Origin of the sequence: Caulobacter sp. LjRoot300 (assembly GCF_964253875.1) — a bacterium.
Taxonomy (GTDB): domain Bacteria; phylum Pseudomonadota; class Alphaproteobacteria; order Caulobacterales; family Caulobacteraceae; genus Caulobacter.
Genome location: NZ_CAXUSA020000004.1, coordinates 297757 through 322976, shown reverse-complemented (window position 1 = coordinate 322976; position 25220 = coordinate 297757). Strand labels below are relative to the sequence as shown.

General features: G+C 70.1%; 29 protein-coding genes. 18 read left to right on the top strand and 11 right to left on the bottom strand.

Annotated elements, in window-relative coordinates; translation table 11 throughout:
* The first annotated feature begins 113 nt into the window (after positions 1-113).
* The 16 genes from ACSQ2G_RS15985 (at position 114) to ACSQ2G_RS15910 (ending at position 13948) form a co-directional block, all read left to right on the top strand.
* Complete coding sequence (locus ACSQ2G_RS15985; protein WP_436032484.1) at positions 114-296, top strand: Flp family type IVb pilin; 183 nt, start codon at positions 114-116, stop codon at positions 294-296.
* 105 nt (positions 297-401) lie between these two features.
* On the top strand, positions 402-1283 hold the full coding sequence (gene cpaB, locus ACSQ2G_RS15980) for a Flp pilus assembly protein CpaB (protein ID WP_436032482.1): 882 nt from the start codon (positions 402-404) through the stop codon (positions 1281-1283).
* Between the two features lie 71 nt (positions 1284-1354).
* The gene (locus ACSQ2G_RS15975; protein WP_436032480.1) at positions 1355-2803 is read left to right on the top strand and encodes a type II and III secretion system protein family protein; all 1449 of its coding nucleotides are present in this window, start codon (positions 1355-1357) and stop codon (positions 2801-2803) included.
* A complete protein-coding gene (locus tag ACSQ2G_RS15970; protein ID WP_436032478.1) occupies positions 2775-3092 on the top strand; it encodes a hypothetical protein in 318 nt (105 codons plus the stop codon). Before ACSQ2G_RS15975 ends, ACSQ2G_RS15970 begins: the two co-directional genes overlap by 29 nt.
* Position 3093: 1 nt before the next feature.
* Positions 3094-4566, top strand: a complete 1473-nt coding sequence (locus ACSQ2G_RS15965) for a pilus assembly protein TadG-related protein (protein WP_436032476.1) — start codon at positions 3094-3096, stop codon at positions 4564-4566.
* The gene (locus tag ACSQ2G_RS15960; RefSeq protein WP_436032474.1) at positions 4559-5062 is read left to right on the top strand and encodes a TadE/TadG family type IV pilus assembly protein; all 504 of its coding nucleotides are present in this window, start codon (positions 4559-4561) and stop codon (positions 5060-5062) included. The genes ACSQ2G_RS15965 and ACSQ2G_RS15960 overlap by 8 nt, the downstream gene beginning before the upstream one ends.
* Positions 5059-5670, top strand: a complete 612-nt coding sequence (locus ACSQ2G_RS15955; protein ID WP_436032473.1) for a TadE/TadG family type IV pilus assembly protein — start codon at positions 5059-5061, stop codon at positions 5668-5670. Before ACSQ2G_RS15960 ends, ACSQ2G_RS15955 begins: the two co-directional genes overlap by 4 nt.
* On the top strand, positions 5667-6884 hold the full coding sequence (locus ACSQ2G_RS15950; protein WP_436032471.1) for an AAA family ATPase: 1218 nt from the start codon (positions 5667-5669) through the stop codon (positions 6882-6884). Before ACSQ2G_RS15955 ends, ACSQ2G_RS15950 begins: the two co-directional genes overlap by 4 nt.
* A gap of 4 nt (positions 6885-6888) precedes the next feature.
* Positions 6889-8238, top strand: coding sequence for a CpaF family protein (locus tag ACSQ2G_RS15945; RefSeq protein WP_436032469.1), 1350 nt, complete (start codon positions 6889-6891; stop codon positions 8236-8238).
* A gap of 25 nt (positions 8239-8263) precedes the next feature.
* The gene (locus tag ACSQ2G_RS15940; RefSeq protein WP_436032467.1) at positions 8264-9238 is read left to right on the top strand and encodes a type II secretion system F family protein; all 975 of its coding nucleotides are present in this window, start codon (positions 8264-8266) and stop codon (positions 9236-9238) included.
* Between the two features lie 7 nt (positions 9239-9245).
* Positions 9246-10193, top strand: a complete 948-nt coding sequence (locus ACSQ2G_RS15935; RefSeq protein ID WP_436032466.1) for a type II secretion system F family protein — start codon at positions 9246-9248, stop codon at positions 10191-10193.
* Positions 10194-10195: 2 nt separating this feature from the next.
* The gene (locus ACSQ2G_RS15930) at positions 10196-10702 is read left to right on the top strand and encodes a tetratricopeptide repeat protein (RefSeq protein WP_436032464.1); all 507 of its coding nucleotides are present in this window, start codon (positions 10196-10198) and stop codon (positions 10700-10702) included.
* A complete protein-coding gene (locus tag ACSQ2G_RS15925) occupies positions 10702-11661 on the top strand; it encodes a tetratricopeptide repeat protein (RefSeq protein WP_436032462.1) in 960 nt (319 codons plus the stop codon). The genes ACSQ2G_RS15930 and ACSQ2G_RS15925 overlap by 1 nt, the downstream gene beginning before the upstream one ends.
* On the top strand, positions 11651-12175 hold the full coding sequence (locus tag ACSQ2G_RS15920; RefSeq protein WP_436032461.1) for an A24 family peptidase: 525 nt from the start codon (positions 11651-11653) through the stop codon (positions 12173-12175). The genes ACSQ2G_RS15925 and ACSQ2G_RS15920 overlap by 11 nt, the downstream gene beginning before the upstream one ends.
* Positions 12176-12446: 271 nt before the next feature.
* The gene (locus tag ACSQ2G_RS15915) at positions 12447-13073 is read left to right on the top strand and encodes a helix-turn-helix transcriptional regulator (RefSeq protein WP_436032459.1); all 627 of its coding nucleotides are present in this window, start codon (positions 12447-12449) and stop codon (positions 13071-13073) included.
* A gap of 470 nt (positions 13074-13543) precedes the next feature.
* A complete protein-coding gene (locus ACSQ2G_RS15910) occupies positions 13544-13948 on the top strand; it encodes a hypothetical protein (protein ID WP_436032457.1) in 405 nt (134 codons plus the stop codon).
* 94 nt (positions 13949-14042) lie between these two features.
* Here ACSQ2G_RS15910 and ACSQ2G_RS15905 read toward each other — a convergent pair whose 3' ends face one another.
* The 10 genes from ACSQ2G_RS15905 to ACSQ2G_RS15860 form a co-directional block, all read right to left on the bottom strand.
* Positions 14043-15032: a hypothetical protein gene (locus tag ACSQ2G_RS15905; RefSeq protein WP_436032456.1), complete on the bottom strand. Its 990-nt coding sequence runs from the start codon at positions 15030-15032 to the stop codon at positions 14043-14045.
* 1 nt (position 15033) lies between these two features.
* The gene (locus ACSQ2G_RS15900) at positions 15034-17571 is read right to left on the bottom strand and encodes a fimbrial biogenesis outer membrane usher protein (protein ID WP_436032454.1); all 2538 of its coding nucleotides are present in this window, start codon (positions 17569-17571) and stop codon (positions 15034-15036) included.
* Complete coding sequence (locus tag ACSQ2G_RS15895; protein ID WP_436032452.1) at positions 17537-18346, bottom strand: fimbrial biogenesis chaperone; 810 nt, start codon at positions 18344-18346, stop codon at positions 17537-17539. The genes ACSQ2G_RS15900 and ACSQ2G_RS15895 overlap by 35 nt, the downstream gene beginning before the upstream one ends.
* Before the next feature lie 32 nt (positions 18347-18378).
* Complete coding sequence (locus tag ACSQ2G_RS15890) at positions 18379-18954, bottom strand: hypothetical protein (RefSeq protein ID WP_436032450.1); 576 nt, start codon at positions 18952-18954, stop codon at positions 18379-18381.
* Complete coding sequence (locus tag ACSQ2G_RS15885; protein ID WP_436032448.1) at positions 18951-19565, bottom strand: hypothetical protein; 615 nt, start codon at positions 19563-19565, stop codon at positions 18951-18953. Before ACSQ2G_RS15885 ends, ACSQ2G_RS15890 begins: the two co-directional genes overlap by 4 nt.
* Before the next feature lie 12 nt (positions 19566-19577).
* Complete coding sequence (locus tag ACSQ2G_RS15880; RefSeq protein WP_436032446.1) at positions 19578-20150, bottom strand: hypothetical protein; 573 nt, start codon at positions 20148-20150, stop codon at positions 19578-19580.
* 3 nt (positions 20151-20153) lie between these two features.
* Positions 20154-20738 (bottom strand): hypothetical protein, encoded by a 585-nt coding sequence (locus tag ACSQ2G_RS15875; protein WP_436032444.1) that lies wholly within the window; start codon positions 20736-20738, stop codon positions 20154-20156.
* 23 nt (positions 20739-20761) lie between these two features.
* Positions 20762-21325, bottom strand: coding sequence for a hypothetical protein (locus ACSQ2G_RS15870; RefSeq protein ID WP_310081137.1), 564 nt, complete (start codon positions 21323-21325; stop codon positions 20762-20764).
* Between the two features lie 25 nt (positions 21326-21350).
* Positions 21351-21935 carry a hypothetical protein gene (locus ACSQ2G_RS15865; RefSeq protein WP_436032441.1) on the bottom strand — a complete coding sequence of 195 codons (585 nt, stop codon included), beginning with the start codon at positions 21933-21935 and terminating at the stop codon, positions 21351-21353.
* Between the two features lie 112 nt (positions 21936-22047).
* The gene (locus ACSQ2G_RS15860) at positions 22048-22719 is read right to left on the bottom strand and encodes a hypothetical protein (RefSeq protein WP_436032440.1); all 672 of its coding nucleotides are present in this window, start codon (positions 22717-22719) and stop codon (positions 22048-22050) included.
* A gap of 355 nt (positions 22720-23074) precedes the next feature.
* Between ACSQ2G_RS15860 and ACSQ2G_RS15855 the strand changes: the two genes are divergently transcribed.
* The gene (locus ACSQ2G_RS15855; protein ID WP_436032439.1) at positions 23075-23653 is read left to right on the top strand and encodes a helix-turn-helix transcriptional regulator; all 579 of its coding nucleotides are present in this window, start codon (positions 23075-23077) and stop codon (positions 23651-23653) included.
* 79 nt (positions 23654-23732) lie between these two features.
* Positions 23733-24116 (top strand): DUF1244 domain-containing protein, encoded by a 384-nt coding sequence (locus tag ACSQ2G_RS15850; protein WP_436032437.1) that lies wholly within the window; start codon positions 23733-23735, stop codon positions 24114-24116.
* On the opposite strand, the gene ACSQ2G_RS15845 is transcribed toward ACSQ2G_RS15850, so the two are convergent.
* A complete protein-coding gene (locus ACSQ2G_RS15845) occupies positions 24113-25120 on the bottom strand; it encodes an SMP-30/gluconolactonase/LRE family protein (RefSeq protein ID WP_436032435.1) in 1008 nt (335 codons plus the stop codon). The two genes, ACSQ2G_RS15850 and ACSQ2G_RS15845, sit on opposite strands and share 4 nt — an antisense overlap.
* Positions 25121-25220 lie beyond the last annotated feature (100 nt).

Genomic DNA, 25220 nt, shown 5'->3' with positions numbered 1-25220 from the left:
ATTTACTTAATGATCCTTTAAGATCTTATATGTCCCGGAAGGGGTTTGTCCCTTTCTTTCAATCTCGGTCGACTAAAACGGCGCGGGGCAGATCTGGAGGAGATGTAAGCCAAATGAATATTCTGCATGACTTTATCCGGGAAGAAGACGGCGCGGCCGCGGCCGAGTACGCCTTGATCCTGGCGATCATCGGCAGCGCCATTGCGGTGGCCGCCCTGCTGCTGGGCACCAACATCGGCGTGGCGATCACCGACGCGGCCAATTGCGTGGCCAATCCGTCGGCGGCCACCTGCTGACAGCCAGTCGCCGATCTTCGGTGGCGCGGCCTTAGCGCCGCGCCGCCGGTTCCGGACGACGGGTTTGCGAAAGCCTGTCGCCATCCTGGGGAGGGGTTGCCCCCAATGCAAACGAGAACAATTATTTCCCTGGCCGGCGCTGTGACGCTGGGCCTGGGTGCGGTGCTGGCCGCGCGGGTCTATATGGGCGCCGCGCAAGAAGCCGGACCAACCGTTCGAGACAGCGCCTCGGCGCCCGTCGTGGTCGCCGCCCAGCCGCTGACGCGCGGCTTCAAGCTTCAGCCGGCCGTCCTGAAGGTGGTCCGCTACCCGGCCGACTCCGTGCCGCCGGGCGCGTTCGCCACCGTCGCCGCCGCCGCGGCCGCCCAGGGCGGGTCGCGCATCGTGCTCAAGGACATCGCCGCCAACGAACCGATCCTGCCCGACCGGATCTCCGGTCCGGGCGGTCGCGCCAATCTCTCCGGCGCCCTCACCGAGGGCATGCGGGCGGTGTCGCTGCGCGCCAATGACGTGGCCGGCGTCGGCGGCTTCGTGCTGCCGGGCGACCGGGTCGACGTGCTGCTGACCCGCAGCCGGGACAACAACCAGCCCGAAACCAGCCTGACCCAGGTGCTGGCCGAGAACGTCCGTGTCGTCGGCGTCGACCAGTCCGACAATCAGTCCGCCGACAAGCCGGTGGTGGTCAAGGCCATCACGGTGGAGGTCACGCCCGACCAGGCCCAGGCCATCACCCTGGCCCAGGCGGTCGGCGCGGTCTCGCTGGTCCTGCGGCAGATTTCCGACCAGGCTCCGCTGACCCGCCAGTTCACCACCCTGGCCGACCTGTCGCGGGGCGGCGCGCCGCGAGCCGTGGCGTCCGCCGCTCCGGTCCGGACCAGCGTCCGGGCCAGGGCGCCCGTTCGCGCCGCCGCGCCCGCCGCGCCGCGCACCACCGAGGTGCGGGTCACGCGGGGCGTCGTCACCACCGGCTACGAGGTGGGGTCATGACCTTGGTCCCGCTCGCGCCCTTTCCCTTTTGTCCGCGCCGGCCTGCGCCGCGCCCCATCGGACCTTCGTCGATGAACCGCAAGATCGTGCTGCTGCGCGGGGTCGCCGCCGCCGTCGCCCTGCTCGCCGTGACAGCCGCCGTGGCGGTCCCGCCCTCGGCCCAGGCCCAGTCCGCCGCCCAACCCGCCGCCCTGTCGGCGTCGGCCCTGCGCAAGGTCGAGGTCACGGTGCCGGTCGGCAAGGCCCAGGTGCTGGAGCTGCCCGCCCCCTATGTCGACCTGATGATCTCCAACCCGGAGACCGCCGACGTCCTGCCCCTGACCCGCACCTCGGTCTATGTGGTGGGCAAGAAGCTGGGTGCGGCCACGCTGACCGCCTACGGCCCGGGTCGCCAGCTGGTGGCCGCCGCCAACATCATGATCTCGGCGGACGTCGACAGCCTGCGCCAGAGGCTGCACGACACCATGCCCGACGAGGACGGCCTGGTGGTCGGCGCCAGCAACCAGTCGGTCGTGCTGTCCGGTCCGATCAGCAGCGGGGCCGCCGCCGGCCGCGCCGCCGCCCTGGCCGAGAGTTTCGCGCCCGGCCTGGTGGTCAACATGATGTCGGTGCAGGGCACCCAGCAGGTCACCCTGTCGGTGCGCATCGTCGAGATGGAGCGGTCCACGGCCAAGGCCCTGCGCCTGAACATGGCCACCGCCGACCCCAGCGCGCCCGGCTACCACAACTTCGTCATCGGCACCGGCGACACCGGCGTGGTCAGCAGCGTGCTCGACAGCTTCGGCCTGCTGAAGTTCCCGCTGCGCTCGGGCGACGTCGACCTGAACGTGCTGTTCGACGCCCTGGAGACCAAGGGCCTGGTCAAGACCCTGGCCGAGCCGAACCTGACGGCGATGTCGGGCGACACGGCCAGCTTCCTGGCCGGCGGCGAGTTCCCGGTCCCCGTGGCCCAGAACCAGAGCGGCGGCCTGACGACGATCACCGTCGAGTTCAAGCAGTTCGGCATCGGCCTGGCCTTCACGCCGACGGTGCTGCAGGACGGCATGATCAACCTCGTGGTCAATCCCGAGGTCTCCAGCATCGACCCCAACAGCTCGTTCGTCAGCAACGGCCTGCGCATTCCGGGCATCAAGGTCCGGCGCGCCAAGACCACGGTCGAGCTGCGCGACGCGGAGTCGTTCACGATCGCCGGCCTGATCCGCGACGACTACCAGAACCAGGTCCGCCAGTTCCCGATGCTGGGCGACCTGCCGGTGCTGGGCGCGCTGTTCCGCTCGACCAGCTACCAGCGCAACCAGACCGAACTGGTGATCGTCGTCACGCCGCACCTGGTCAAGCCGACCCGCGCGCGGATGGCGACCCCGGCGGACCGCTTCACGCCGCCGTCCGACACCGAACTTTTCCTGCTGGGCCGCGGCCAGGCGGGCCAGGGCGCCTTGTCGCCCGAGGACCGCGTGCTGCTGACCGGCGCCGCCGCTAAGGGAGGGGTCGATGGACCCTATGGCCATGTGCTGCACTAGGATCATCCCTCTGGCGGCCCTGGCCGCCGTCGCCGCCCTGTCCGGCTGCGCCGATGCGCGTCGCGACCTCTCGCCGGACTTCGGCGCGGCGGTCCGCACCAACCTCGCCGCCCAGATCGCCGATCCCGAGGCGCGCTACGAGGGCGTCCGGCAACCCGGCGGCGACGGGGTCCGCGCCGTCCTGGCGGCCGGCCGCTACGGCAAGGACCAGGTCATTCAGCCGGCCCAGGCCTCCACCTCCAGCATCGACTCCAAGGGAGGGGCGAAGGGCCCAGGCTCCGCCAACTGACATGTCCCTTGTTCGACGTTTCCTTGACGACCAATCCGGCGCGGTGGCGGCCCTCACGGGCGTGGCCCTGATCGGCCTGGTGACCATCGGCGGCCTGGCCTACGACGTCAGTCGCGCCTATGCGCTGCGGGCCGAGCTGGAAAGCGCGGTCGACGCGGCCGCCCTGGCCGGGGCCAGCCAGCTGGACGGAAGCGCCGGGGCCATGGGCCGCGCCCAGACCGCGGCCACGGGCAGCCTGGTCGCCAACCGCGCGGCCCTGGCCGACGCCTTCGAGGGCAATGTCGCGATCAGCGCCGGCGACATCGCCTTCCTCAGCGCCCACGATCCCGACGTCGCGGCGACCAGCGACGCCACCGCCAGCTTCATCCGCATCAGCCTGACGCCGCGATCGCTGGGCCTGGTGTTCGGAGCGCTGACCGGCGTCGGCGGCTTCAACGCCACGGCCCGCGCGGTGGCCGGCTACGGCACGGCGATCTGCAAGGTGCCGCCGCTGCTGCTGTGCAATCCCAACGAGGACACCAGCCTGACCTTCGACGGCGACGCCTATATCGGCAAAAGCGTCCTGCTGACCCCACCGCCGGGCGGCAACGGGGCCTGGGGGCCCGGCAATTTCGGCTTCCTGTCGGTGGGCTCGGGCGCGGCCGACGTCAAGAACGCCATGGGCCGCAGCCCGCCGCTGACCGAGTGCTTCGGCGCCACGGCCCAGACCCAGACCGGCAACATCGCCTCGGCCGACGACTGGTTCAATGTCCGCTTCGACATCTACAATGCGTCGGCGAGCGGCAACAAGAACGACCCGCTGTTCCTGCCGGCCATGAACACCATGATCGGGGCCAAGACGGGGGCGGGGGCCGGCGCCTGCTCGGCCCCGGTCTCGGCGCCGAGCAATTCCTGCGCCAGCGCCGCGGCGCTCGCCAGCGGCACGGGTTTCCCGCTGGATTGCGGCCAGACCGACGTCCTGGGCAGCGGCGTGTGGAACGCGGCCCAGTATTTCGCCACCAACCATTCGGGGATCAATCCGACCACCTACACGCCCCAGGTCCCGGCCGGTTCGAGCGGGACAGGCTGGGCGGCCTATGGCCCCGCGCCCGCCGCCGGCGGAACCAGCCCGACCCGCTACCAGGTCTACAAGTGGGAGCTGGCGATGCTGGACAGCTCGATCGCCAAGCCGGCCGGGGCCTTTTCCGACGGCCAGACGGCGACCAGCGGGACCCACGACTACGCCGCGCCCCAGTGCAACAAGACCGGCGCCCAGGTCTCGCCCGACCGCCGGACGATCTCGGCGGTGATCGCCAACTGCCACGCCGACAACGTCCATGGCAGCTCGACCGTGCACATCATCGCCTATGTCGACCTGTTCCTGACCGCTCCGGCCGTCAGCAACTCGATCTATGGCGAGGTCATCGGGGCCACCACCGACGTCTCGGCCGTCGGCGCCGAGACCAAGCTCTATTCGGTGCGGCTCTATGACTAGGCGCCTGACCCTTCAGCTTCGCCGGCTGCTGGCCGGCCAACGCGGCTCGGCGGCGGTGGAGTTCGCGCTGGTCCTGCCGTTCATGACGCTGCTGTGCTTCGCCTTCGTCGGCGCCGGGCGGTTGTTCTGGAACTATCACATCGCCGTCTCGGCGGTGCGAGACGCGGCCCGCTACGCCGCTCGCCTGCCGATGACCTGCGCGGGCCTGACCGTCGCCGGCGACCCGGCCAAGGTCCAGTCCCTGGCGCGGACCGGCACGAGCGACGGTTCGGGCTCGCCCCTGATCGCCAACTGGACCAGCAACGCCAGCGTCGTCGTCACGGTCTCCTGCGTCGGCAACACCGGCGGCGCCTACAGCGGTCGCTACGAGGACATGACCGGCGTGCCGATCGTCCAGGTCAGCGCCTCGCCGCCCTATATCGACTCCTTTGGTCCCCTGACCGGGGTGTCGCTGACCGGGTTCACGGTCAGCGCCCAGCAGGCGTGGACCGAATGAGCATCCCGGCCCCCCATCTCCTTCAGCGACTGGTCCGCGAGCAGCGCGGCGCGGCGGCGGCCGAGTTCGGCCTGGTCTGCCTGGTCTTCGTCTCGATGCTGCTGGCCGTCATCGACATGGGCCGTCTGGCCTGGACCATCAACGCCGCCAAGGCCGCCACCCGCGAGGGCGTGCGCCTGGCCGTCGTCAGTCCGATGGTCTCCAGCGCCATGGCCGGTTACGACGGTCTGAGCCAAGGCATCGCCGGCGGCGGTTCGGTGCCCTCGAGCCCGCCCGTGGTCCTCAGCTGCTCGGGGGCGAGTTCCTCCTGCACCCAGACCTCCGGTTCCACGATCCCGGGCAGCGGCTTCGACGCCACGACCTTCGCGGCCGTGCTGGCCAAGATGCAGTCCTACGATCCCGACATCACCGCCGCCAACGTCGTGATCACCTATCGTCATGTCGGCCTGGGCAAGGTGGGCAACCCCTACGCCCCGGACATGGAGCCCCTGGTGACGGTCAGCCTCACCGGCATGACCTTCCAGAGCGCCGCCCTCCAGGTCGTGGGCGTGACGCCCTTCGCCCTGCCGGACATGGCCTCGACCCTCAGCGGAGAAAGCCTGTCATGAGCCTGCTCCCCTTCAACCGGATCAAGCTCCCCCCGGCGCCGCCGGCGCCGTCGCAGAGGCCTTGCGCGTGGCGGGTAGGGCTGTGCCTGCCGGGGCTGGGCGCGGATCCGCCGCTGGCGATGCTGTCGGCCATGTTCCCGGCCGTCACCTTCCGCGGGCTGGACACGCCCTGGCCGGAGCGGGCCGCCCAGACCTTCGACCTGCTGATCGTCGGGCTGGACGCGGCCGACCCGGCCGGGATCGATCGCCTGACCACGCGCCTGTCGACCTGCGTCGGACGGGTCGAGGTTCTGGTCGTGATGCGCGACGCCGACGTCGAGCTGACCCGCCGCCTGATCCACCAGGGCGCGGCCGACGTGCTGCCCGCGCCCGTCACCGACACCGCCCTGGCCATCGCCCTGGAGCGGATCTTCTGCCGGCTCGACACGGGCCGGGCCCAGCGCCGCAGCGGCGAGATCGTCACCCTGCTCAAGGCCGGCGGCGGCGTCGGGGCCACCTCGCTGGCGGTGCAGACCGCCGTGCGGCTGGCCGCCAACGCGGCCTCGGCGGGGGTCTGCGTGGCGGACCTGGACCTGCAGATGGGCGCGGCGGCGCTGTATCTCGACATCCCCGACCCGGTCACCGTGGCCCAGGTGCTGGCGACGGGCGGGGCCGTCGAGGAAATGGCCTTCGCCTCGGTCCTGACCGCGCACCGCAGCGGGGTCAGCGTGCTGGCCGCGCCGAGCGAGCTGATGCCGGTCGAGAGTCTGAACCCGGCGCTGATCGACGGGCTGACGGCGGCCCTGCGCCGCGACTTCGAGATCACCCTGGTCGATCCGCCCGCCGTCTGGACCGCCTGGACCAACCGCCTGCTGCGCCAGTCGCAGCGCATCGTGCTGGTCACCCGGCTGTCGGTGCCGCACGTGCATATGGTCCGCCGGCAGCTGCACATGCTGTCGGCCCAGCGGCTGGACGACGTGCCGGTCACGCTGGTCTGCAACCAGGTCGAGCCCGACGGCGCCGGCGGCCTGTCGCTGAAGGCGGCCCAGCAGGCGATCGGCCGGCCGTTCGACCTGGTCATCCCCGAGGATCGCCGCCTGATGCACCAGGCCATCGACCAGGGCGTCGCGCTGGCCGCCGTGCGGCGCGGCAGCAAGGTCGAGGCGGCGATCGACCGCCTGGCGGAAATGGTGGCGCCGACGCGTGTCGCGGCGGCCGTCGGAACGGAGAGATAGGACCATGCTCTGGGGTGACGAAGCTCGACATATCGAGGTGACGGCCGTGGCCGCCGACTATCCACAGGGGGGCGCGCCCATCGACGACGCCCTGGACCTGAAGGTGCGGCTGCACCAGCGGCTGATCGACCTGCTCAATCTGAGCCTGCTGGACCGCACCCCGCGCGACGCGCTGCGCCAGGACATCCGCGGCGCGGTCATCGGCTTGCTGGTCGAGGAAAAGCGCCTGCTGACCCCCAGCCAGACCGACCAGCTGGTGGAGGAGATCCTCGACGAACTGCTGGGCCTGGGCCCGCTGGAGCCGCTGCTCAAGGACGACAGCATCACCGACATCCTGATCAACACCCACGAGACGGTCTATGTGGAGCGGGCCGGCCGCCTGCAGCGCACCAATGTCCGCTTCCAGGACACCCGTCACCTGGTGCGGATCATCAACAAGATCGTCGCCGCCGTGGGCCGCCGGGTCGACGAGAGCCAGCCGATGGTCGACGCCCGCCTGGCCGACGGCTCGCGGGTCAACGCCATCATCCCGCCGCTGGCGGTGGACGGACCCCTGGTCTCGATCCGCAAGTTCGCCCGCGCGCCCCTGGCCATGGACCGCCTGGTCGAGCTGGGCAGCATCTCGCGCGAGATGGCGCTGGTGCTCGAGGCGGTGGTCCAGGCGCGCCGCAACGTGCTGATCTCCGGCGGCACCGGTTCGGGCAAGACCACCCTGCTCAACGCCCTGTCGGCCTATGTCGATGACCACGAGCGGATCATCACCATCGAGGACTCCGCCGAGCTGCAGCTGCAGCAGTCGCATGTCGGCCGCCTGGAGACCCGCCCGGCCAATATCGAAGGGCAGGGCGAGGTGCAGCAGCGCGAGCTGGTCCGCAACGCCCTGCGCATGCGCCCCGACCGCATCATCGTCGGCGAGGTCCGCTCCGGCGAGGCCTTCGACATGCTGCAGGCGATGAACACCGGCCACGACGGCTCGATGACCACCGTCCACGCCAACACCCCGCGCGACGCCCTGTCGCGGGTCGAGCAGATGGTCGGCATGGCCGGGCTGGACATTCCGGCCCGCTCGATCCGTGGCCAGATCGCCTCGGCGATCCATGTCGTGATCCAGGCCGAGCGGATGGAGGACGGGATGCGCCGCATCGTGTCCGTGGCCGAGATCTCGGGCATGGAGGAGGACGTGATCTGCATGCAGGAGATCTTCCGCTTCCGCCGTATCGGGCGCGGGAGCGACGGGCGGGTGCTGGGCCAGTACGAGGCCGCCGGCGTGCGGCCCCGGTTCATGGAGGCGCTGGCCGCGCGGGGCATCAGCCTGCCCAACGACCTGTTCGCCGTCGGCCGGGTCTCGGCGTGACGCGATGGACACGCTCTTTTTCCCCATGGCGCTGGTTCTGGCCTTCGTGGCCGTGGCGATGGCCGGCCAGACGCTGATCGGCCTGTTCCTCGGCGCGCGCGAACAGACCCAGCGGGTCAATCGCCGCCTGACGCTGATGGCGACGGGCATGTCGCAGGAGGCGGTCTACCAGACCCTGGTGCGCAAGCCCCGCGACAGCTGGGTCGGTCGCACGCCCTACGCCGCCCTGCACGCGCGGGCCCTGCTCTATTGCCGGCAGGCCGGTCTGTCGGCGGGACCCATGCAGGTGCTGGGCGTGGCCGCCGGGGCGGCCGCCACCCTCTGGCTGCTGGCGATGATCTTCCTGCGCGGGGTGTCGGTCTCGTCGCCCTTTCCGCAGGTCCTGATGGCCGGGTTCGGGGCCACGGGCCTGTGCTTCGCGGTCGCGGCCCTGTGGATCGCCCGCCGCCGCGCCGCGCGCCTGGCCAAGCTGGAGGAGCAACTGCCGCTGGCGCTGGACGTCATGATCCGCGCCCTGCGCGCCGGACATCCGGTGATCTCGGCGGTCAACCTGGTGACCCAGGAGATGCCCGACCCGATCGGCAGCGAATTCGGCCTGGTGATGGACGAGACCACCTATGGCGGCGAGTTCCGGGACGCTCTGCGCAGCCTGGCCCGCCGCACGGGTTCGGCCGACATCGCCTTCTTCGCCGTCAGCATCGCCATCCAAACCGAGACCGGCGGCAACCTGGCCGAGATCCTGTCCGGCCTGGCCACCGTGATCCGCGGCCGGGCCTCGTTGAACAAGCGCATCCGCGCCCTGTCCAGCGAGGGGCGGATGTCGGCGCTGATCCTGTCGCTGCTGCCGCTGGTCTGCGTCTCGGCGGTCAGCCTGTTCCACCCGGAGTTCTACACCAGCAAGTTTTCCGATCCCGCCTTCTGGCCGATCGTCGCCGGCATCGTGCTGCTCTACGGCCTGGGCCAGCTGGTGATCCACCGGATCGTCACCTTCAAATATTGAGGACGCCATGGACGCCGTGCTGAACATCGGACTGCAGGTTGGGGTCTTCCTGGCGGTCGTCACCGGCGCCCTGGCGGTGGTCTGGCGCCTGGAGCAGGGCGCCCTGATCCGTCGACGGATGAAGGGCGGGACGGCCGCCGCGTCGGGCCCGATCGAAGAGGCGCTGCTCAAGCCCGTCCGTTCGGCCAGTCCCCTGCTGTCCTGGGTGCAGAAGCGTATGCCGGCGCCCGGCAAGGATCGGCCCTCGCGGCTGGCCCGCACCTTGGCCGAGGCCGGTTTTCCGGCTCCCTCCGCCCCCGCCTGGTACGCTCTGGCCCGCATCGGCTCGGCCGTGGGCCTGCCGCTGATGCTGCTCGTTTCGCAGAAGCTGTCCTCGGCGCCGATCACCGGCCTGAAACTGGTCGTCGCCGCCCTGGTGCTGTGCGGGCTGGGCCTGGTCGTGCCGGCGATCTTCGTGGACCTGCGCGCCTCCGGCCGGCGCGAGCGGCTGGAGAACCAGTTTCCCGACGCCCTGGACCTGATGGTGGTCTGCATCGAGGCGGGCCTGGGCTTCGACGCCGCCTTCGTGCGGGTGTCGCAGGAAATCGCCGCCTCGCATCGCGACATCGCCTTCGAGTTCGGCCGGGTCTCGCAGGAGCTGCGCGCGGGGCGGTCCCGCCCCGACGCCCTGCGGCGGATGAGCGAACGGGTCAATGTGGACGCGCTGCGCGCCTTCGCCGCCCTGATGATCCAGACCGACAGCCTGGGCGCCAGCGTCGGCCAGACCCTGCGCACCTATTCGGCCGAGATGCGCGAGCGGCGGTTCCTGCGCGGCGAGGAGAAGGCCATGCGCATCCCCGTGCTGCTGACCCTGCCGCTGGTGGCCTGCATCCTGCCGGTGATCGTCACGGCCCTGCTGCTGCCCGCGGGCCTGGACGTGGCCCACAACCTTCTTCCCGCCCTCGAGAGGCATTGACCATGCGCCGTCTGCTGCTGACCGCCGTCTGTTGCGCGCTGCTCCCCGGGCTCTGCGGCTGCGCCGTCTGGCGCGGAATGGCCAGCCTGGTCCGACCCTCGCCCCAGACCGCCGAGATTCGGCCGGCCCCCGCGCCCGGCCTGATCCCGCCCGATCCGGCCGCCGTGGTCGATCGGCTGTACGCCCGCGCCGCCGACGCCATCCGTGTCCGCGACTACGCCCTGGCGCTGGAGGTGCTGCAGGTGGCGGCGGTCCGCGCGCCGGCCGACGTGCGGGTGCTCAACGCCCAGGCGGTGATCTACGACAAGCTGGGCCGGTTCGATCTCAGCGCCCGCTACTACGCCCGCGCCCTGGCCGCCGATCCCGGCTCGGCGATCGTCGCGCACAACATGGCCTATTCGGCCCGGCTGAGCGGGCAGGCGGGCGCCGACCACGGGCCGTTGCTGGCCGGCGGCCCGCCCGACGGCGCCGTCGTCGCGGCTGGCGGCGCCTCGGAAGGGACGCGCTGATGGCCGGGTCGCCGATCGCCGCCGCCGCGGGCTGCGTCCTCCTGCTGGCCGCCACGCCGGCCGCCGCCGCCGGCGGCTGGGGGCGCGCCAAGCCCGCCGCGCCGCTCGCCGTCGCGCCGGTCATGGATGCGGCGACGCGCGACGCCGCCGCGGCCGCGGTCGAGGCGGCCCTGGCCGAGGACCGTCTTGTCGACGCCTCCAGCCTGCTGGGCCAGGCCCTGGCCGCCGACGGCCGGAATCCGCGCCTGCTGACCCTGCTGGGCGAGACGATCCTGGCGCGGGGCGACGCCCCCGCCGCCCTGGCGACCTTCGCCCAGGTTCCTCCTGGCGACCTCTCGAGCCCGCGGGCGCGGCAGGGCGAGGGGCTGGCCCTGTCGGCCCTGGGACGCTCGGACGCCGCCCTCCAGGCCCTGCGCCTGGCCGTGGCGAGCGACCCCCGCCTCTGGCGCGCCTGGAACGGCCTGGGCCGCGAGTACGATCGCCGCCATGACTGGCCGGCGGCCGAGGACGCCTATGCCCGCGCCCTGGACGCCTCCGGCCGCAATGCCCTGGCGCTGAACAACCGAGGCTATTCGCGGCTGCTGCAGGGGCGGCTGGCGGAAGCCTCGGCCGACCTGGTCGCGGCGCTGGAGAAGAAGCCCGACCTGGTGGCCGCCCGCAACAACCTGCGGCTGGCGCTGGCGCTGCGGGGCGACTACGCCAAGGCCTCATCGCGCGGCTCGGGCGGCGACGATCCCGCCGCCCTGCTCAACAACGCCGGCTTCGCGGCCCTGTTGCGGGGCGACTACGACACCTCCGTCACCCTGCTCGACCAGGCCAGCAAGGCGCGCAGCACCTACTATCCCAAGGCCGGCGAGAACCGTCGCCTGGCCCTCAGCCTCAAGGCCCAGGACCAGCGCCAGGACGGGGCCATGCCCGGCGCGTCGCCCCCGAGCGCGGAGGCCGGCCATGGAAACTGACTACGGACGCCTGGTCTGGGCGGGCGCCTATGCGGCCCTGCTGCTGGTCGCGGCCGGCAGCGACGCCTGGCGCCGCAGGATCCCGAACTGGTCGGTGCTGGCCATGGTCGGCCTGTTCCTGGTCGGCCTGCCGTTCGGCTGGCCGGTCGCGTCCTGGGCCTCATGCCTGGGGGCCATGGTCCTGGCCCTGGCCGTCGGGTTTCCGATGTTCGCGACCAAGCTGGTGGGGGCGGGAGACGCCAAGCTGCTGGCCGCCGTGGCCCTGTTCACGGGGCTGGAGCACATGCCGCTGCTGCTGGTGTCGACCGCCCTGGCGGGCGGCGCCCTGGCGCTGCTGGCCGTGACGGCGCGCGCCCATGCGACGGCGCTGACCGCCTCCGGGTGGCCGCGGCTACGCCCCGGCGTGCCCTACGGCGTGGCCATCGCCGCCGGCGCTCTCCATGCCGGCTGGAACGCGGGCCTGTTCGCCGTCACCCAGCACCTGGTCCATATCGATCTGAATCACCTGAACTGAATATACGGCTTTCGCGTAGATGTATTTCATTGGGCGAATTTCTCCCGTTGGATGGAGTGAATTGCATCTGTATTACAAATTTTGACTACCCAATCCGGGGTAGGATTAAGGTTTCGAAATAATGTCCAATGCTGATCAGGAGTGGTCAAAGCATGTCGGACATTTGAATACTAAAAGATGCAAATTAGGTTCTACAACTAGCGATTTGCACCTGGAAGTACTTGGAGATCCGGCGAGCCGCGAACGCGCAAGACAACGTGGGGCGTCGCAGATGGGATTGATCAAGATGATCGAGGTCGTGGATTCAGAAGTTGAACGGGGTGTCTTCGAGGCGCACGTGGCCAACGCCATCCTCAACCTGGTGAACTTCGGCGTGATCGTCGCCGACAGCGAGGGCTGCGTCTACGCCGCCAACGACCTGGCCTGGAGCTACGTCCAGCGCGGCGACGGGCTGGGCGAGAAGGGCGGCCTGCTGAACGCCGAGAACGACTTCGAGGCCGAAGGGCTTCGCGGCCGTATCGCCGCCGCCGTTCGCCAGGGACGGCCGGGCGCCATGCTGGTTCACCGTTCGCGCAGCCAGAAGCCGCTGGTGCTGTTGATCGAGCCCTTCGCCACCGACGACAGCAATTTCCGCTGCGCCCTGATCACCGTGCGCGAGGTGGGCCGGTCCTCGTCCCACGCGGTGGAGCGCGCCCGGATGATGTTCAACTTCTCGCCAGCCGAGGCCGAGATCGTCTCCCGGGTCGCCCAGGGGTGTGAACCGTCCGAGATCGCCGCCGAGCGCGGCGTCAGCATCAATACTCTGCGGGTCCAGATGGCTTCGGCCATGGTCAAGGTCGGCGTCCACCGCCAGGCCGAACTTGTCTCGGTGCTGTCCTCGGCTGACGTCTTGGAGTGAAGAAATAAATTTCCGAGATTTATTTCACGAACTAACCAAGTCGCATTATTGGCCGTGGTTCAAGAGATGGTAATATTACTACGTCGCCGGACGAAGACCCTCCCGGTATAGTCTAGCGACAAGACCGGCTCGCCGATGTGGTCCGCAACATCGTCGGCGAACTCCAGCGGCGCGCTCCGCCCGCCGAGCGTCGGATCGAGGTTCAGCACCCCCACCGCCTCGATCCGACGCCGGTCGATCCGCCCCAGGCCATGAATTGCCGTATGGGTCCGATCCCTGTTGTCGCGGAAATCCTCGATATTTATAGTAAGAATGTATTACGCTGATTTGATTATTCAGTCGTATTTACGCAATATTTAGTTGCGACGATCTATCGTCCTTATTAGGAAATTTGTTTACCATGCTTTATGGCGTGCTGCTTAACCCTCGCGTCGGATGATCCTCCCATCATCTCTCCAAAGGGGTTCGCAATGCGCACGAAGATTCTCATGGCCGCCGCGGCCTTCCTCGGTCTGGCCTCCAGCGCGGTCGCCGCGCCCAACAGTTACGAGCTTCGCCTCGAGGGCCATGTGCCGGTCATCTGCCGGGTCGACCTGCAGGCCGGCAGCGCCTCGGCCGACCAGGCCACCGACCTGGGCAGGATGACCGAGTTCTGCAACAGCGCCGCCGGCTACGACGTCTGGCTGTCGCACGCCCAGGGCCTGAGCGGCGCCGCCGTCTATGTCGACGGGCAGAAGATCCTGCTGTCGGCCTCGGGCCAGACCCTGATCAGCCACTCGTCGACCGCGGCCTCGCGGTCGCACGTCGTGCGCCTGGATCCGGGCGCCGACGCGGGCCAGGTCGGCGACCTGTCGCTGCGCATCACCGCCCTCTGAGCCGTCGCTCCCGCCTACCGTCCGCGGACGGAAAGAACCCCGCCGGACCAGGTCCGGCGGGGTTTCAGTTTGCGATCGCCGCCGCGGGAACGAACTACATGCAAGCCACGGGCGTCGTCGCGGGCGGCACGGCGAGAGGGGTCACCGTGACGGTCAGGATGTCCTGGTAGTTGGTCGCGGGGACCTTGCCCGCGCCGCCTTCCAGCAGGGTGGGGCTTATGGCCAGGTACTGGCCGCTCAGGCCCGCCCGCTGGCAGGTCACCGTGCTGAAGGTCGGCGAGGCGGTGGACCGGGTCTGGCCCAGGAAGTCCAGCTGGTACGGGATCCGCTGGTTGGCCGTGCCCAGGTTGCCGCCGGGATAGGTCATCCGGAACTGGTTGGCCGAGGTCAGGGCCACCGAATAGGGACCCGAGCTGGCCACCCGCACATTGCCGGTCCGCTGCTTGACCGAGTTGGGGGTCGAGGGCAGGGCGGCGGTGGTCAATGCGCCGATCTCGCCGAAGTCGAGGGCGGGGCCGACGAAACTGGCCTGCAGGGCGCTGAGCACGTTGATCCGGATGTCCAGGGAGTTGGGGATCACGCCGGACTCGTCGGCCGCCCCGCCCGTGCGCTTGCAGTAATATTTCTGGTCGAGGAACAGGTCGGTGGTCCCCGCCGCCAGGTCCGCGCCGCTGGGTACGGTGATCGTCACGACGAAGGTCTGGACGTCGGGCTGGCCGACGCCGCCGAAGTTCAGCTCGACCTCGTTGGGATTGACGTTGTTGGGGTCCAGCACGTGGCCGGGCGGGTTTTCCAGGATCTGCCCGCCCGTCGAGGTCTGGACGATGGCCAGGCTGGCGGGCGTGTCGGGACGGCGCAGGTAGATGAAGTCGACCTCCTGGGTCTTCTTGCCGCCCACGGCCGGCGGTCGCCGGGCCGTGATGGTCACGGTCTGGACCGTCGTGCCGCTGGGATTGAACGGGTCGAACGTGCCCGACAGCACCACCGGGTCGAAGATCACGCACTGGGCCTGGACGGCGTGGGCCGTCAGCGAGGCCGCGCCGGCGGCGAGCCCCAGGATCAGCATGCTGATGCCGCGTTTCATGTCAGCCTCCCGAGGCGCTGGGCTTGAGGTCGCCGGCCTTGACGAAACCCTCCGCGCTGGCGGGGACGTCGAGGAAATAGACGGTGGGGGGCGTGGTCCCCATCTCGATCCGCCAGCGGCCCGGGCGCAGGCCCGAGGCGCCGAAGCGGCCGGTTCGGTTGGTGAACAGCACCACCGGCGGCTGGCCGGGCTTGGCCACCTCCGTGGCGCCGCCGGCGATCAGGGCCAGGGGCTGGCCGTCGCCGTCCAGCAGCCGGCCGATCGCGGTGATCGAATAGTCCGACCCCACCACCAGCCGGTAGCCCGACCGATAGGGCGGGAACATCCGGAACGAGCCCGAGCCGAGATCGTAGCCGGCCGGCGCGTTGGGCGCGTCCACCGTGATCGTCCGCTCGGCATAGGCGCTGAGGTTGGTCTCCAGCGCCGTGCCCAAGGCTCCGGTGTTGGCGGTGTAGCCGAACGGCGTCGGGTTCACCACGATATCGGCGCCCTTCAGGCTCTTGTGGCCCTGGACGATGGCGAAGCTGTCGTAGATCGGGCGGCCGATCGAGGCCGCGCCGTCGGCGAAGCCCAGGGAGGTGCCGACCCGCAGCGAGGTGCGGCCGTTGTCCGGGCCGTCGAACGCGGTGAAGTGTGACAGTCCCAGCTCGGCGCGGTTGGCGATGTAGTTGAAGCTGCCGTTGAACGCCGCGTCGGTCGGCGAGCGCGAAACCTCGCCATAGGCGTTGTACGAGCCCACCCCCTGGCCGTGCAGGGTCTGGTAGACGAGCCGCGCGCGATCGTCGCGGCCGTCATATTCGGCCCTGAGGCTGGAATTGTTCGAGAACTGCCAGGACAGCGAGATGAACGCGGTGGTCTCGCGCCGCCCGGGCACGTCGTCGTACATCAGGTTGGCGGTCAGGGCGAGGTTGGAGGCCAGGCGATAGCCCATGCCCGCCCGGTACGAGCTGGAGTCGGCGAAGCTGTCGCGGCCATGCGAATAGCGGCCGTCGAAACTGGCGTAGATCGCGTCGCTGAAGGCGTGCGAATAGCCAACCCCCAGCTCGTAGCCGTAGCGGTTGTCGGGGATGAAGGTCCCCACCGGTCCGAACTCGCGGCTGCGGCTCTCGAACGACAGGTTCAGGGAGTCGGCGCGGCCGCCGGCGAACTGGAACAGGCGCTGCAGGGAGACAATCGTCGCGTAGCCCGAGCCGAAGCCGTCGATATGCGACAGGGCGAAGTCGACGCCCAGCGTGCCCACCGGCAGGCCGAACAGGCCCTCGAACCCGGCCATGACGGTGTCCTCGTCGCCCTGGCCGTTGACGCCCAGGGTCACCCGGTCGGTGATGCCGCGCCGGTAGAAGCCGCTGAAGGTGAAGTTCTGGGTGTAGTCGGGGCCGTCGGCCACCAGCGGCGCCTTGACGCCGGCATAGGCGCCGAATTCCGACAGGCCCGGATCCAGCTGGGCGCGGTCGAAGAAGACGTTGAACTGCAGGACCTCGCGCCGTCCGGTGTCGTCCTCGACCACCAGGCGCACGTCGTTGGAGCCCTGGGCGAACGGGAAATCGTGCACGTTGTAGCGGCCTGGATCCAGGTGCAGCCGACGGGTCAGCTGGTTGTTGAGGATCACGCTGACGTCCGAAGGGCGCGCCAGGGTGAAGCTTTCCCGGCCGCGGGGCCGGGCGATCGTCTGCGGGGCCAGCACGCTGTAGGAGCGGAAGACCGAAATCCCCGCGACGTCCGGCGCGGACTGGAAGCCGCGGCTGGTGGCCTGCAGGTCGCCGAAGGTCCAGCGGGCGGTGTGCTTGAGGTCGTCATAGACCACGCGGGTGCCCAGGCGCTGGTAGTCGCTGCGCCCGCCCGGCTGCCAGACCGCCTCGTTCTCCAGCACCAGGCCGCTGACGCGGATGGCGCTGTCGAGCAGGAAGGTCGGATCGCCCAGCCCGTTGTCGAGCCCCTGCTCCACATAGTCGACCGAGCCGCGGATGTTCAGGTAGCCGCTGACGCCGGCCGGCGGGGTGAAGCTGCCCAGGCCCACATGGTCCATGGGCGTGACCTGCAGGCTGCGCACGGCCTTCAGCTCGGGCGGGATGTTGATCCGCAGCTCCAGGGCCTTGGGGTCGTAGGTCATCTGCAGCTGGGCGTGGGTGACCGCGTCGGGACCGACCAGGGCGCGGCCGTTGAAGGCCGAGCGCAGGGCCGCCACCGAGGCGGCGTCCAGCAGCGGGGCCAGCAGGCCCAGCAACCGCTCGGACGGCATCGACAACTGGCCTTCGGCCGAGATCGTCAGCGGCATGTCGCCCAGATAGAAGTCGCCGTCCTTCAGCGGAACCGTCAGGTTGACGTCGCGGCCCGTGGGGTTCAGCCGGCGCAGGGCGTCGGCCGAGGCGGCCGCGTTGCTCGACGGCGCGCCGGTGGGTTCCTGGACGAGCGCCATGTAGGGAATCGGGTCGGCCAGGGCCGCGGCCGGAGCCGCGGCGGCCACCAGGCAGCCGGCGAGCAGCCAGCGCCGGTAGGCGCGCGTCCTAGCGCCCTTCATCGGATGAGAATTGAGCCTCAAGGGAGCCTCCTGCTGCCGCCGTGAGGGGCAGTTCGATGGGAACGGCGATCCGCCGCGTTTGACCGGGGGCGATCAGGCCGAAGCCGATCGTCTGCTGGATCTCGGGACCGGGGAGGGTGCGCTGGAAGACGACCTTCCCCGCCGCGTCCTTCTCGGTGATCTTCAGCCGTCCGCGGGACAGGTAGCCGTGGGTGTTGGAGGAGTCGGCGACATAGACGATCGGGATCGGCTTGCCGTCGGCGTCCGCGCCGATCTCCGCCTTCGACAACGCAAGGCGGGGCTTGCCGCCGCTGGGGGCGACGCTGGCCAGGACCTGGAAGTTGTACAGGATCTGGATCGCCGACTGGCCCTCGGGCAGCTTCACCGGCATCTGGGCGACGGTGACGTAGTAGTGCTTGCTCTGGGCCAGGGCCGGGTCGCCGACCCACTGGATCCGGAATGACTGGGTCTCGCCCGGCTGGATCACCGCCTGGGGCGGGAAGATCAGCAGGTCGTTGGTCTGGGTGTCGCCCGGGTGGGCGCCCTTGTCGTCGAAGGTCAGCTCCTCGGCCCGCAGCTCCACCGGCAACGGGTTGGCGAAGGTGTTCTGCACGGTCACGATCTGCGACATGCCGCGCCCGGTGGGCTTGAGGTCGATGACGACCGGCTGGACGGTCATGGCCAGGGCGGCGCCGCCCAGCAAGGGCGTCCCCGTTCCGGCCGTTCCGGCCAGCGCCAGGCTGGCGGCGGTGACCGCTCCCAGCCAACGCTTGCGATAATTGTTCGAACGCAACATGAGGGGTCCGCTCCTTGGTTTCGGTTCGAGTTTCAGTTCGAGGCTTCGATCTCGACGACCAGCGTTCCCGCGTAGTCGCCGGCGACCATCGGCGCGCCCCCGCCGGTGATGTTGACGATCAGGTTCATCAGCCCGGCCGCGCCGTTGGCGGTCTGCAGGCTGATCGGGGTGAGAGACGTGCTGGACCCGGTGGCGGTCAGGCCCGCCCAGTCGGCCGACAACTGGAAGCCCAGGCTGTCGCGGAAACCGGGGGCCGGGGCAGGACCGGCGGTGCGGGCCAGGCCGGCGCCGTCGGTGCGCACCACCAGGCGATGGGCCGAGTTGCAGACCACCGGAAAGCCCAGGCTGATCACCGCGTCGCGCGGCTGGGCGGTCTGCGGATCGATGAACTGGGTCAGGCGCACGACGCCCTGGGCGCCCTGGGCGGTGAAGCTGGCGTTGGTCCCGGCGGCGCTCGAGGGCGGCGACAGCACGCAGGCGCTGGGCGCGACGCCGAACAGGTCCAGCCGGTTGCTGGCCCGCTCTCCGGTCGAGGCGGTCTGGGCCTGGGCCGAGGCGGCCGCGACGAGCACGGCGCCGAGGACGAGGGGGACGAGGGCGGCTTTCATTGGGGTTCCACCGTCAGCCTGAGGGTGTCGCGATAGACGCCCGACACCAGCGGCGCATTGGTCTGCAGGTTCGTGGCCCCCGGCTGGATATCCAGCCGCAGGACCATGTCGCCGGCGACCGGCTGGTCGACCGCCTGGGCGCTGTCGCGCATTCGGCGGGCGCTGGCGTCGGCCTGGAAGGTGTTGCTGACCGGCCCCCAGACCAGGGTGGCGGTATAGGGGACGGCGTCGCTGAAACCGGTCGGGGCGGGGGTCAGCCCCAGCTCCGATCGCCACAGGCCGTTGTTCTGGCTCTCCAGCACGATCTGGTGGGCGTAGTTGCAGACGGCCGCGAAGGTCACCTGGGCCGAGGCCGCGCGGGTCGACAGGGTGACCGGATCGGTCAGGGCGTCGACCTCGAGGCTGGAGCCGTTCAGGGTCTTGAAGTTGACCAGGCTGCCGGAGCTCAGGGTGGGCGTGGCCAGGGTGCAGACCCTCGGAACCCGGCCGCGCACCAGCATGTCGCGGGTGTTGTCGTCGGTCTGGGCCTTGGCCAGCTGTCCGACCAGCAGCAGGGTGACGGCCGAGGCGGTGGCCAGGGTCGCGGCGGCGAGGGATCGGGTGTCGCGCATGGTCGTCCTCCTTCAGCTGGCCGCGGCCAGGGTGACGACGACGGCGCCCTGGTAGGTGTCGTCGGCGACCGGGCGCAGCGCCGGGCCGCCGGCGGTGGCGAAGCTCGACAGGCTGATCGTGATGTCGGCGGCGCCGGCCGTTTCGCGGACCTGCGAGGCGGCGGCGTTGGCGGCCGTCCCGGTCGAATAGCGGGCGTCGATCGGCGTCCAGCCCGAGGCGGTGGCCGTGTAGTCGACCCCGCGCGAGAAGCCGGTCGGTGGCGTGGTGACGAAGGCCTGGGCCGTCATCGGGGTGGCGGCGATGGTCAGCTGGCTGCGCGAGCTGCACTGGGTTCCGGTCAGCACCTTGGGCGGCGCCGCCAGGTCGGGGCGCAGCAGGCCGGTGGCCGTGTCGATCAGCACGCCGACGTCGAACAGGTTGTCGCCGTCGCTGAGCGCGCCGAGGGTGCAGATGTTGTTGGGCACGTTGCCGGTGATCTGGATCGGTCCGGCGGAGTCCGAGGGACCCACGGTCTGGGCGTGGGCGGCGGCGGCCAGGACCAGCAGGACCGGCGGCGCGATCAGAAGGGACAGGGCGCGATGCATGGCTCAGCTCCCCGAGGCGTTCAGGCCGGCGTCGGGCCCGAGGGTGATGGTGACCAGGGCCAGGTAGGCGCCCGGCTGCAGCAGGTCGTCGGCGGCGGTGGCGAAGTCGGAGACCACCAGGGTCAGGTCGGTCGCCTTCGGCGCGGCGCTGGTCGCGCTGGTCCTGTCGCCGGCGGCGTTGGTGGTGCTGGTGCGGACGGTGGCGGCCGTCGCCCCCCAGGCGCTGATCGAGCAGGTGTAGTCGACCGCGCCGGTGAAGCCGGCCTGGGCGACGCCGCTGGTCACCGCCAGCGGCGAGGCGCTGATGGCCAGGGCCGCGCCGCCGTAGTTGCAGAAGGTCCCGGGCAGCAGGATCGTCTGGGCGGCGATGGTCGCCAGCCGTCCGGCCCGGGTTCCCGAGGCTTCGGAGATCTGGCCGAGCGCGAGGCCGGCCGGGCTGGGCTCGCCCAGCATGCAGACCCGGCTGACCTGGGCGTCCAGGCCGACATTGCCTCGGGCCGGGTCCTGGGCGCTGGCCGGCGCGGCGGCCACGGACGCGGCCAGGGCCAGGGCGGTCGCCGCGAGTCCGATGGTTCGATGCTGGATCATGACGACCTCCTTCTGGCGCGGGTTCAGGTGGCGGGGGACAGCGTGACGATCACCGAGCCGGCGTAGGATCCCGCCACCAGCCGTCCGCTGGTCGGGGTGGCCGGATCGGCGAAGCTGACGACGATGTCGCTGCTGAAGACGCCGGTCGTGCTGCCCGCGCCGCCGCCGGCGGCCAGGGTGCTGTCGCTGGCCGAGACCGCGCCGCCGGCCGGCGAGGCGGTGGCCGTGGCGGTGTAGTCGACGCGGCGGTCGAAGCCGGTCGGGGCGGCGTCGGTGAAGCTGGTGTTGAGGATCGGCAGGGCTTCGACGGCCATGCTGGCCGAGACCCCGTTGCACCAGCCGTTCAGGGTGGCGGTGCGGCTGGTCAGCTTGGCGCCGTCCAGCCGGCCGATGGCGGCGGTGTCCCCGGACAGCAGGGACAGTTCGCCCAGGTCCAGCACCACGTCGCCGGTCACGAACAGGCAGCGGTTGGCCACCGTGCCGTTGACCTGCACCGTGCCCGTCGCCGTCTGGGCCAGGGCCGCGCCCGCTCCGCAGGCGAGCACGAGGCTCGCCGCGGCGGCGGACAGGATGATCGGATGTCGCATGATCGTGCTCCTGTCGCCCTGCGGGTCAGACCGGTTCGATGGTGATGGAGATGACGCTCGAATAGTTGCCGGCCATCAGCAGCGCGCCGGAGGCGGTGTTCAGGGCGTAGGCCTTGACCGTCAGGTTGTTGGCGGCGTTGGCCAGGCTGTCGGACAGCGCCTGGACGGTGGCGGCGGGCAGGGCCGCGGCGGTGACGTAGCTGACCGTCTGGGTCGAGCCGGAGGCCAGGCTGGCGTCCAACGCGGCGGTGTAGTCGATGACGTTGGCGTAGCCGGTCGGGGCGGTGGCGGTCGGCGACAGGGCCAGGCGGGTCGAGCTCAGCGTCACCTTGGGCGCGGCGCTGTTGCAGTTGACCCGGAACTGGGTCGAGCCGCCGGGGGCGGCGTTGGTCGAGCCGGCCAGGGTGGTGGACAGCGTGCCGTCCGTGCCGGCCAGTTCGCCCAGCGGGATCGAGCCGCTGAAGCTGCCGCCGCTGCCGCCGGTGATCACGACGCACCTGGCCGCGACGCTGCCGGTGACATTGACCGTGCCGGTGACCGTCTGGGCCATGGCGGCGGGGGCGGCGGCGAGGCCCAGCAGGGCGGCGCCGATCAGGATGCTCTTGTTCATGTCGTTTCACTCCCAAATGTTGCGCCGGCGAACCGGCCTGGTTTTGCGGGGCGAGCCCCAATTCCCCCGGAAAGACGACCGGATCCGCTGGGGGAGCGGGTCCGGAAGGGCGTCACGGCGAGACGCTGAGCGTCACCGTCAGCGAGTCCGCGTAGACATTGGCGGCGGCCAGGACCTGGGGGCCGGCGTAGGCGGCGCGGCTGACCCGCAGGTACGAGCCGGAGACGTCGTAGGACGAGCCGTTCAGGCGCAGTCCCTGACTGGCGGTGGCCGGTCCCTTGAAGGTGCAGGTCGCGCCCGAGCTGGTCTTCAGGTCGCCCGTGTCGCAGGCGCCGCTGACCGGGGTGACCCCGACGTCGCCGACCAGGTTCAGGTCGACTTGATAGGGCGCGAGGTTGGTGTAGCCGGTCGGCGGCGTGACGCTGGAGGCAAGCAGTCCGCCGTTCTGCGAGATCACCGCCGCCCGGAACGGCACGGTGCATTCCAGCGTGAACGGGAAGTCGGCCGAGAAGGCGTTGTTGACCTCGCCCACATTGGTCGAGCCGCTGGGGGCCATGCCCGGGGCGAACCCGCAGCGGCCGCCGACCGAGGCGGTGACCGGGATGGACAGCACGATATTGGAGGGCGATCCGCCAGCGTAGGCCGTGACTTGGGCCTGGGCCAGGTCAGCTCCGGCGGCCAAGACGGCCACGACGATCACGCCACCGCCAACCAGCCAGTCCAGCAGTCGAGGCTTGCGTTCCGAGCGCAGGGCCCGGGGAACCGTTGTACATTTGTCTGCCATCGCCCAGCCCTTGTTTAATTAACAAGTTCTTAATGCTTGGCTGACGATTGCAGAGAACTAGTGGTGTGAAATCCCCCAGCTTGGGTATGCGTAATAGTTTCGCCTGAATGGGGAATTCAGATCTCTCTCTATTAGCTATAATGGCTTTAATAATACAAATAGTCTAAGAAATAGCGGCGTTGAGAGGCATATGCATTTGGCGTGCGTCAAACCGACGCTATTATGTATCCATTAATCTTAGGTTGTGGAAATTATTGCCCAATATGCCTCTAGATGAGGAGACTGCGGACCAGAAAAGAATGGTTCAGCTAGATGCCGGCGCCAAGACCGGTCAACAGGGAGAAGGGGCAGGGGCATGGACGGCACGCATTCGCTCGCCGGGGTACGTGATTTCGAGGCCATCAGGTTCTGTCTTGAAGAGGACGAAGTCGCCCGCATCGTGGTCGATCGACAGGGCCTGCTTCTCTGGCGTTCCAGGGCGGCGGCGCTGCTGCTGCACGGCGACTGTCCGCTGGTCGATCGGGCCGGCAAGCTGGGCGGCGTCGACCGCCGCGCCCAGCAGTTCCTGAACGAGCGGCTGGGCGAAGCCTTCGCGGGCGAGGAGATCTGCCAGTTCATGGAGGCCGAGCAAGGAACCCGCTTCCTGCTGCGCATGCGCCCGGTCGACGAGGACGGCGAGCGGGCCGTGGTGATCACGCTGAAGGACTTCGAGGCGCCGGTCCACATTCCGCGGCTCGAGCGGCTGTTCGGGCTCAGCGCCATGGAGGCGCGGATCCTGCAGCTGATCATCGAGGGCGCCAGCGCCGAGCGGATCGCCGACAGCAAGGCCATCTCGATCCTGACCGTGCGGACCCACATCAAGCACATTCACAGCAAGATGGACGTCCGCTCCAAGGAGGAGATCCTGGCGATGATCGTCAAGATTTTCGCCTGACCCCGCCTCGTGTCGATGCGAGTTGCCGATCCGGCCGCGAACGGCCAAATGATGGCGCACGACATCTTGGGCCGAAACCATGACCACGCCGATCGACGACCGTCTCGCCGCCGCCGCCTTTCATAGGCTGGTCGAGCACCTGCGCCTGCGGACCGACGTCCAGAACGTCGACCTGATGGGCGCGGCCGGCTTCTGCCGCAACTGCCTGGGCGACTGGGTGAGCGAGGCCTCGGAGGGCGCCCTGAGCCGGGACCAGGCCCGCGAGATGGTCTACGGCATGCCGCAATCGGAATGGAAGGCGCGCCACCAGGGCCCGGCCACTCCCGAGCAGCTGACGCGCATGGAGGCCAGCGTGGCGCTCACGGCCCGGCTGCGCGCCGACCGGGACGCCCGGCTGGACGCGGCGCTGGAAGACAGCTTTCCGGCCAGCGATCCGCCGGCCATGACCGAGCCGGGCCGCTAAACGGCCAGCTTCCGGGCCTTGACCTTCACCCGGATCACGCGGTGGTTGGACGACATGTAGAGATGGCCGTCGGCGGCCAGCTCGCAGTTGGAGATCACGTCGTCGGCCCGGATGATCCCGATCCGCTGACCGGCCGGCGTGAAGATCGAGATGCCGTCCTTGCTGGAGGCCCACAGGTTGCCGGCCCGGTCGACCTTCAGGCCGTCGCCGCCGTCGATGCCGCTGGCGGCGCGGTCGACGAACTGCCGGCGGGCGGTCGGCGCGCCCTTGGCGTCCAGGTCCCAGGCCACCCAGCCGGACTTGCGGTCGGTGGCGTACAGCGTCCGGCCGTCGGGCGACAGGCCGATGCCGTTGGGCTCGACGGTCCGGTCGATCATCGTCAGGCTGTTGTCGGTCCCCAGGCGATAGACGCCGGAATAGTCGGTCTGGCGATAGGGCGAGCGCCAGTCGCCCTTCAGGCCCCACGGCGGATCGGTGAAATAGATCGCCCCGTCGCGCGCCAGGACCAGGTCGTTGGGGCTGTTGAGGCGCTTGCCCTCGAAGCTGACGGACAGCACGGTCTTCTTCCGGGTCTTCAGGTCGATGCGCGAGACGCAGCGATTGCCGCTGTCGCCGACCACCAGGCCGCCGCGCGCCAGGATCAGGCCGTTCGAGCCGGCCTCGCGCAGGCTGTTGGTCTCGGGCCCCGCATAGCCGGAGGGCGTCAGCCAGACCGATCCGCCCGTCGCCGGCGACCAGCGCAGGATCTTGTTGGCCGGCACGTCGGAGACCAGCAGGAAGCCGTCCTTGCCGCCGACCCACACCGGCCCCTCGCTCCAGGTGAAGCCGTCCAGCACCTGCTCGACCGGCGCGTCGGCGTCGACCAGGGCGTCCAGCGCCGGGTCCAGGCGCTCGACCTTGCCGACCACGGGGTAGGTCTCGGCCCGGGCCAGGGCGGGCGCGGCGGCCAGGGCCAGGAGCGAGGCGGCCGCGGCGCGGCGGGACATCGGCAAGGTTGAGGTCATGGGGCGAAGCTCCTGGCTTGTACGACTCGTCGGGCAAGCCGTTGTGCCTTGCGTTCGGCTCCGGCGCCACCGGTTGCTGATCGCTCGCCCGCATCGCCCA

Coding starts and splice junctions, on each gene's coding strand:
- ACSQ2G_RS15945 (WP_436032469.1), top strand. CDS start 6,889: ATGCTCTGGGGTGACGAAGCTCGACATATCGAGGTGACGGCCGTGGCC.
- ACSQ2G_RS15850 (WP_436032437.1), top strand. CDS start 23,733: ATGACCACGCCGATCGACGACCGTCTCGCCGCCGCCGCCTTTCATAGG.
- ACSQ2G_RS15985 (WP_436032484.1), top strand. CDS start 114: ATGAATATTCTGCATGACTTTATCCGGGAAGAAGACGGCGCGGCCGCG.
- ACSQ2G_RS15860 (WP_436032440.1), bottom strand. CDS start 22,719: ATGGCAGACAAATGTACAACGGTTCCCCGGGCCCTGCGCTCGGAACGC.
- ACSQ2G_RS15970 (WP_436032478.1), top strand. CDS start 2,775: ATGGACCCTATGGCCATGTGCTGCACTAGGATCATCCCTCTGGCGGCC.
- ACSQ2G_RS15925 (WP_436032462.1), top strand. CDS start 10,702: ATGGCCGGGTCGCCGATCGCCGCCGCCGCGGGCTGCGTCCTCCTGCTG.
- ACSQ2G_RS15845 (WP_436032435.1), bottom strand. CDS start 25,120: ATGACCTCAACCTTGCCGATGTCCCGCCGCGCCGCGGCCGCCTCGCTC.
- ACSQ2G_RS15915 (WP_436032459.1), top strand. CDS start 12,447: ATGGGATTGATCAAGATGATCGAGGTCGTGGATTCAGAAGTTGAACGG.
- ACSQ2G_RS15940 (WP_436032467.1), top strand. CDS start 8,264: ATGGCGCTGGTTCTGGCCTTCGTGGCCGTGGCGATGGCCGGCCAGACG.
- ACSQ2G_RS15935 (WP_436032466.1), top strand. CDS start 9,246: ATGGACGCCGTGCTGAACATCGGACTGCAGGTTGGGGTCTTCCTGGCG.
- ACSQ2G_RS15905 (WP_436032456.1), bottom strand. CDS start 15,032: ATGAAACGCGGCATCAGCATGCTGATCCTGGGGCTCGCCGCCGGCGCG.
- ACSQ2G_RS15960 (WP_436032474.1), top strand. CDS start 4,559: ATGACTAGGCGCCTGACCCTTCAGCTTCGCCGGCTGCTGGCCGGCCAA.
- ACSQ2G_RS15870 (WP_310081137.1), bottom strand. CDS start 21,325: ATGCGACATCCGATCATCCTGTCCGCCGCCGCGGCGAGCCTCGTGCTC.
- ACSQ2G_RS15910 (WP_436032457.1), top strand. CDS start 13,544: ATGCGCACGAAGATTCTCATGGCCGCCGCGGCCTTCCTCGGTCTGGCC.
- ACSQ2G_RS15965 (WP_436032476.1), top strand. CDS start 3,094: ATGTCCCTTGTTCGACGTTTCCTTGACGACCAATCCGGCGCGGTGGCG.
- ACSQ2G_RS15930 (WP_436032464.1), top strand. CDS start 10,196: ATGCGCCGTCTGCTGCTGACCGCCGTCTGTTGCGCGCTGCTCCCCGGG.
- ACSQ2G_RS15880 (WP_436032446.1), bottom strand. CDS start 20,150: ATGCATCGCGCCCTGTCCCTTCTGATCGCGCCGCCGGTCCTGCTGGTC.
- ACSQ2G_RS15920 (WP_436032461.1), top strand. CDS start 11,651: ATGGAAACTGACTACGGACGCCTGGTCTGGGCGGGCGCCTATGCGGCC.
- ACSQ2G_RS15865 (WP_436032441.1), bottom strand. CDS start 21,935: ATGAACAAGAGCATCCTGATCGGCGCCGCCCTGCTGGGCCTCGCCGCC.
- ACSQ2G_RS15890 (WP_436032450.1), bottom strand. CDS start 18,954: ATGAAAGCCGCCCTCGTCCCCCTCGTCCTCGGCGCCGTGCTCGTCGCG.
- cpaB (WP_436032482.1), top strand. CDS start 402: ATGCAAACGAGAACAATTATTTCCCTGGCCGGCGCTGTGACGCTGGGC.
- ACSQ2G_RS15950 (WP_436032471.1), top strand. CDS start 5,667: ATGAGCCTGCTCCCCTTCAACCGGATCAAGCTCCCCCCGGCGCCGCCG.
- ACSQ2G_RS15885 (WP_436032448.1), bottom strand. CDS start 19,565: ATGCGCGACACCCGATCCCTCGCCGCCGCGACCCTGGCCACCGCCTCG.
- ACSQ2G_RS15975 (WP_436032480.1), top strand. CDS start 1,355: ATGAACCGCAAGATCGTGCTGCTGCGCGGGGTCGCCGCCGCCGTCGCC.
- ACSQ2G_RS15955 (WP_436032473.1), top strand. CDS start 5,059: ATGAGCATCCCGGCCCCCCATCTCCTTCAGCGACTGGTCCGCGAGCAG.
- ACSQ2G_RS15875 (WP_436032444.1), bottom strand. CDS start 20,738: ATGATCCAGCATCGAACCATCGGACTCGCGGCGACCGCCCTGGCCCTG.
- ACSQ2G_RS15895 (WP_436032452.1), bottom strand. CDS start 18,346: ATGTTGCGTTCGAACAATTATCGCAAGCGTTGGCTGGGAGCGGTCACC.
- ACSQ2G_RS15855 (WP_436032439.1), top strand. CDS start 23,075: ATGGACGGCACGCATTCGCTCGCCGGGGTACGTGATTTCGAGGCCATC.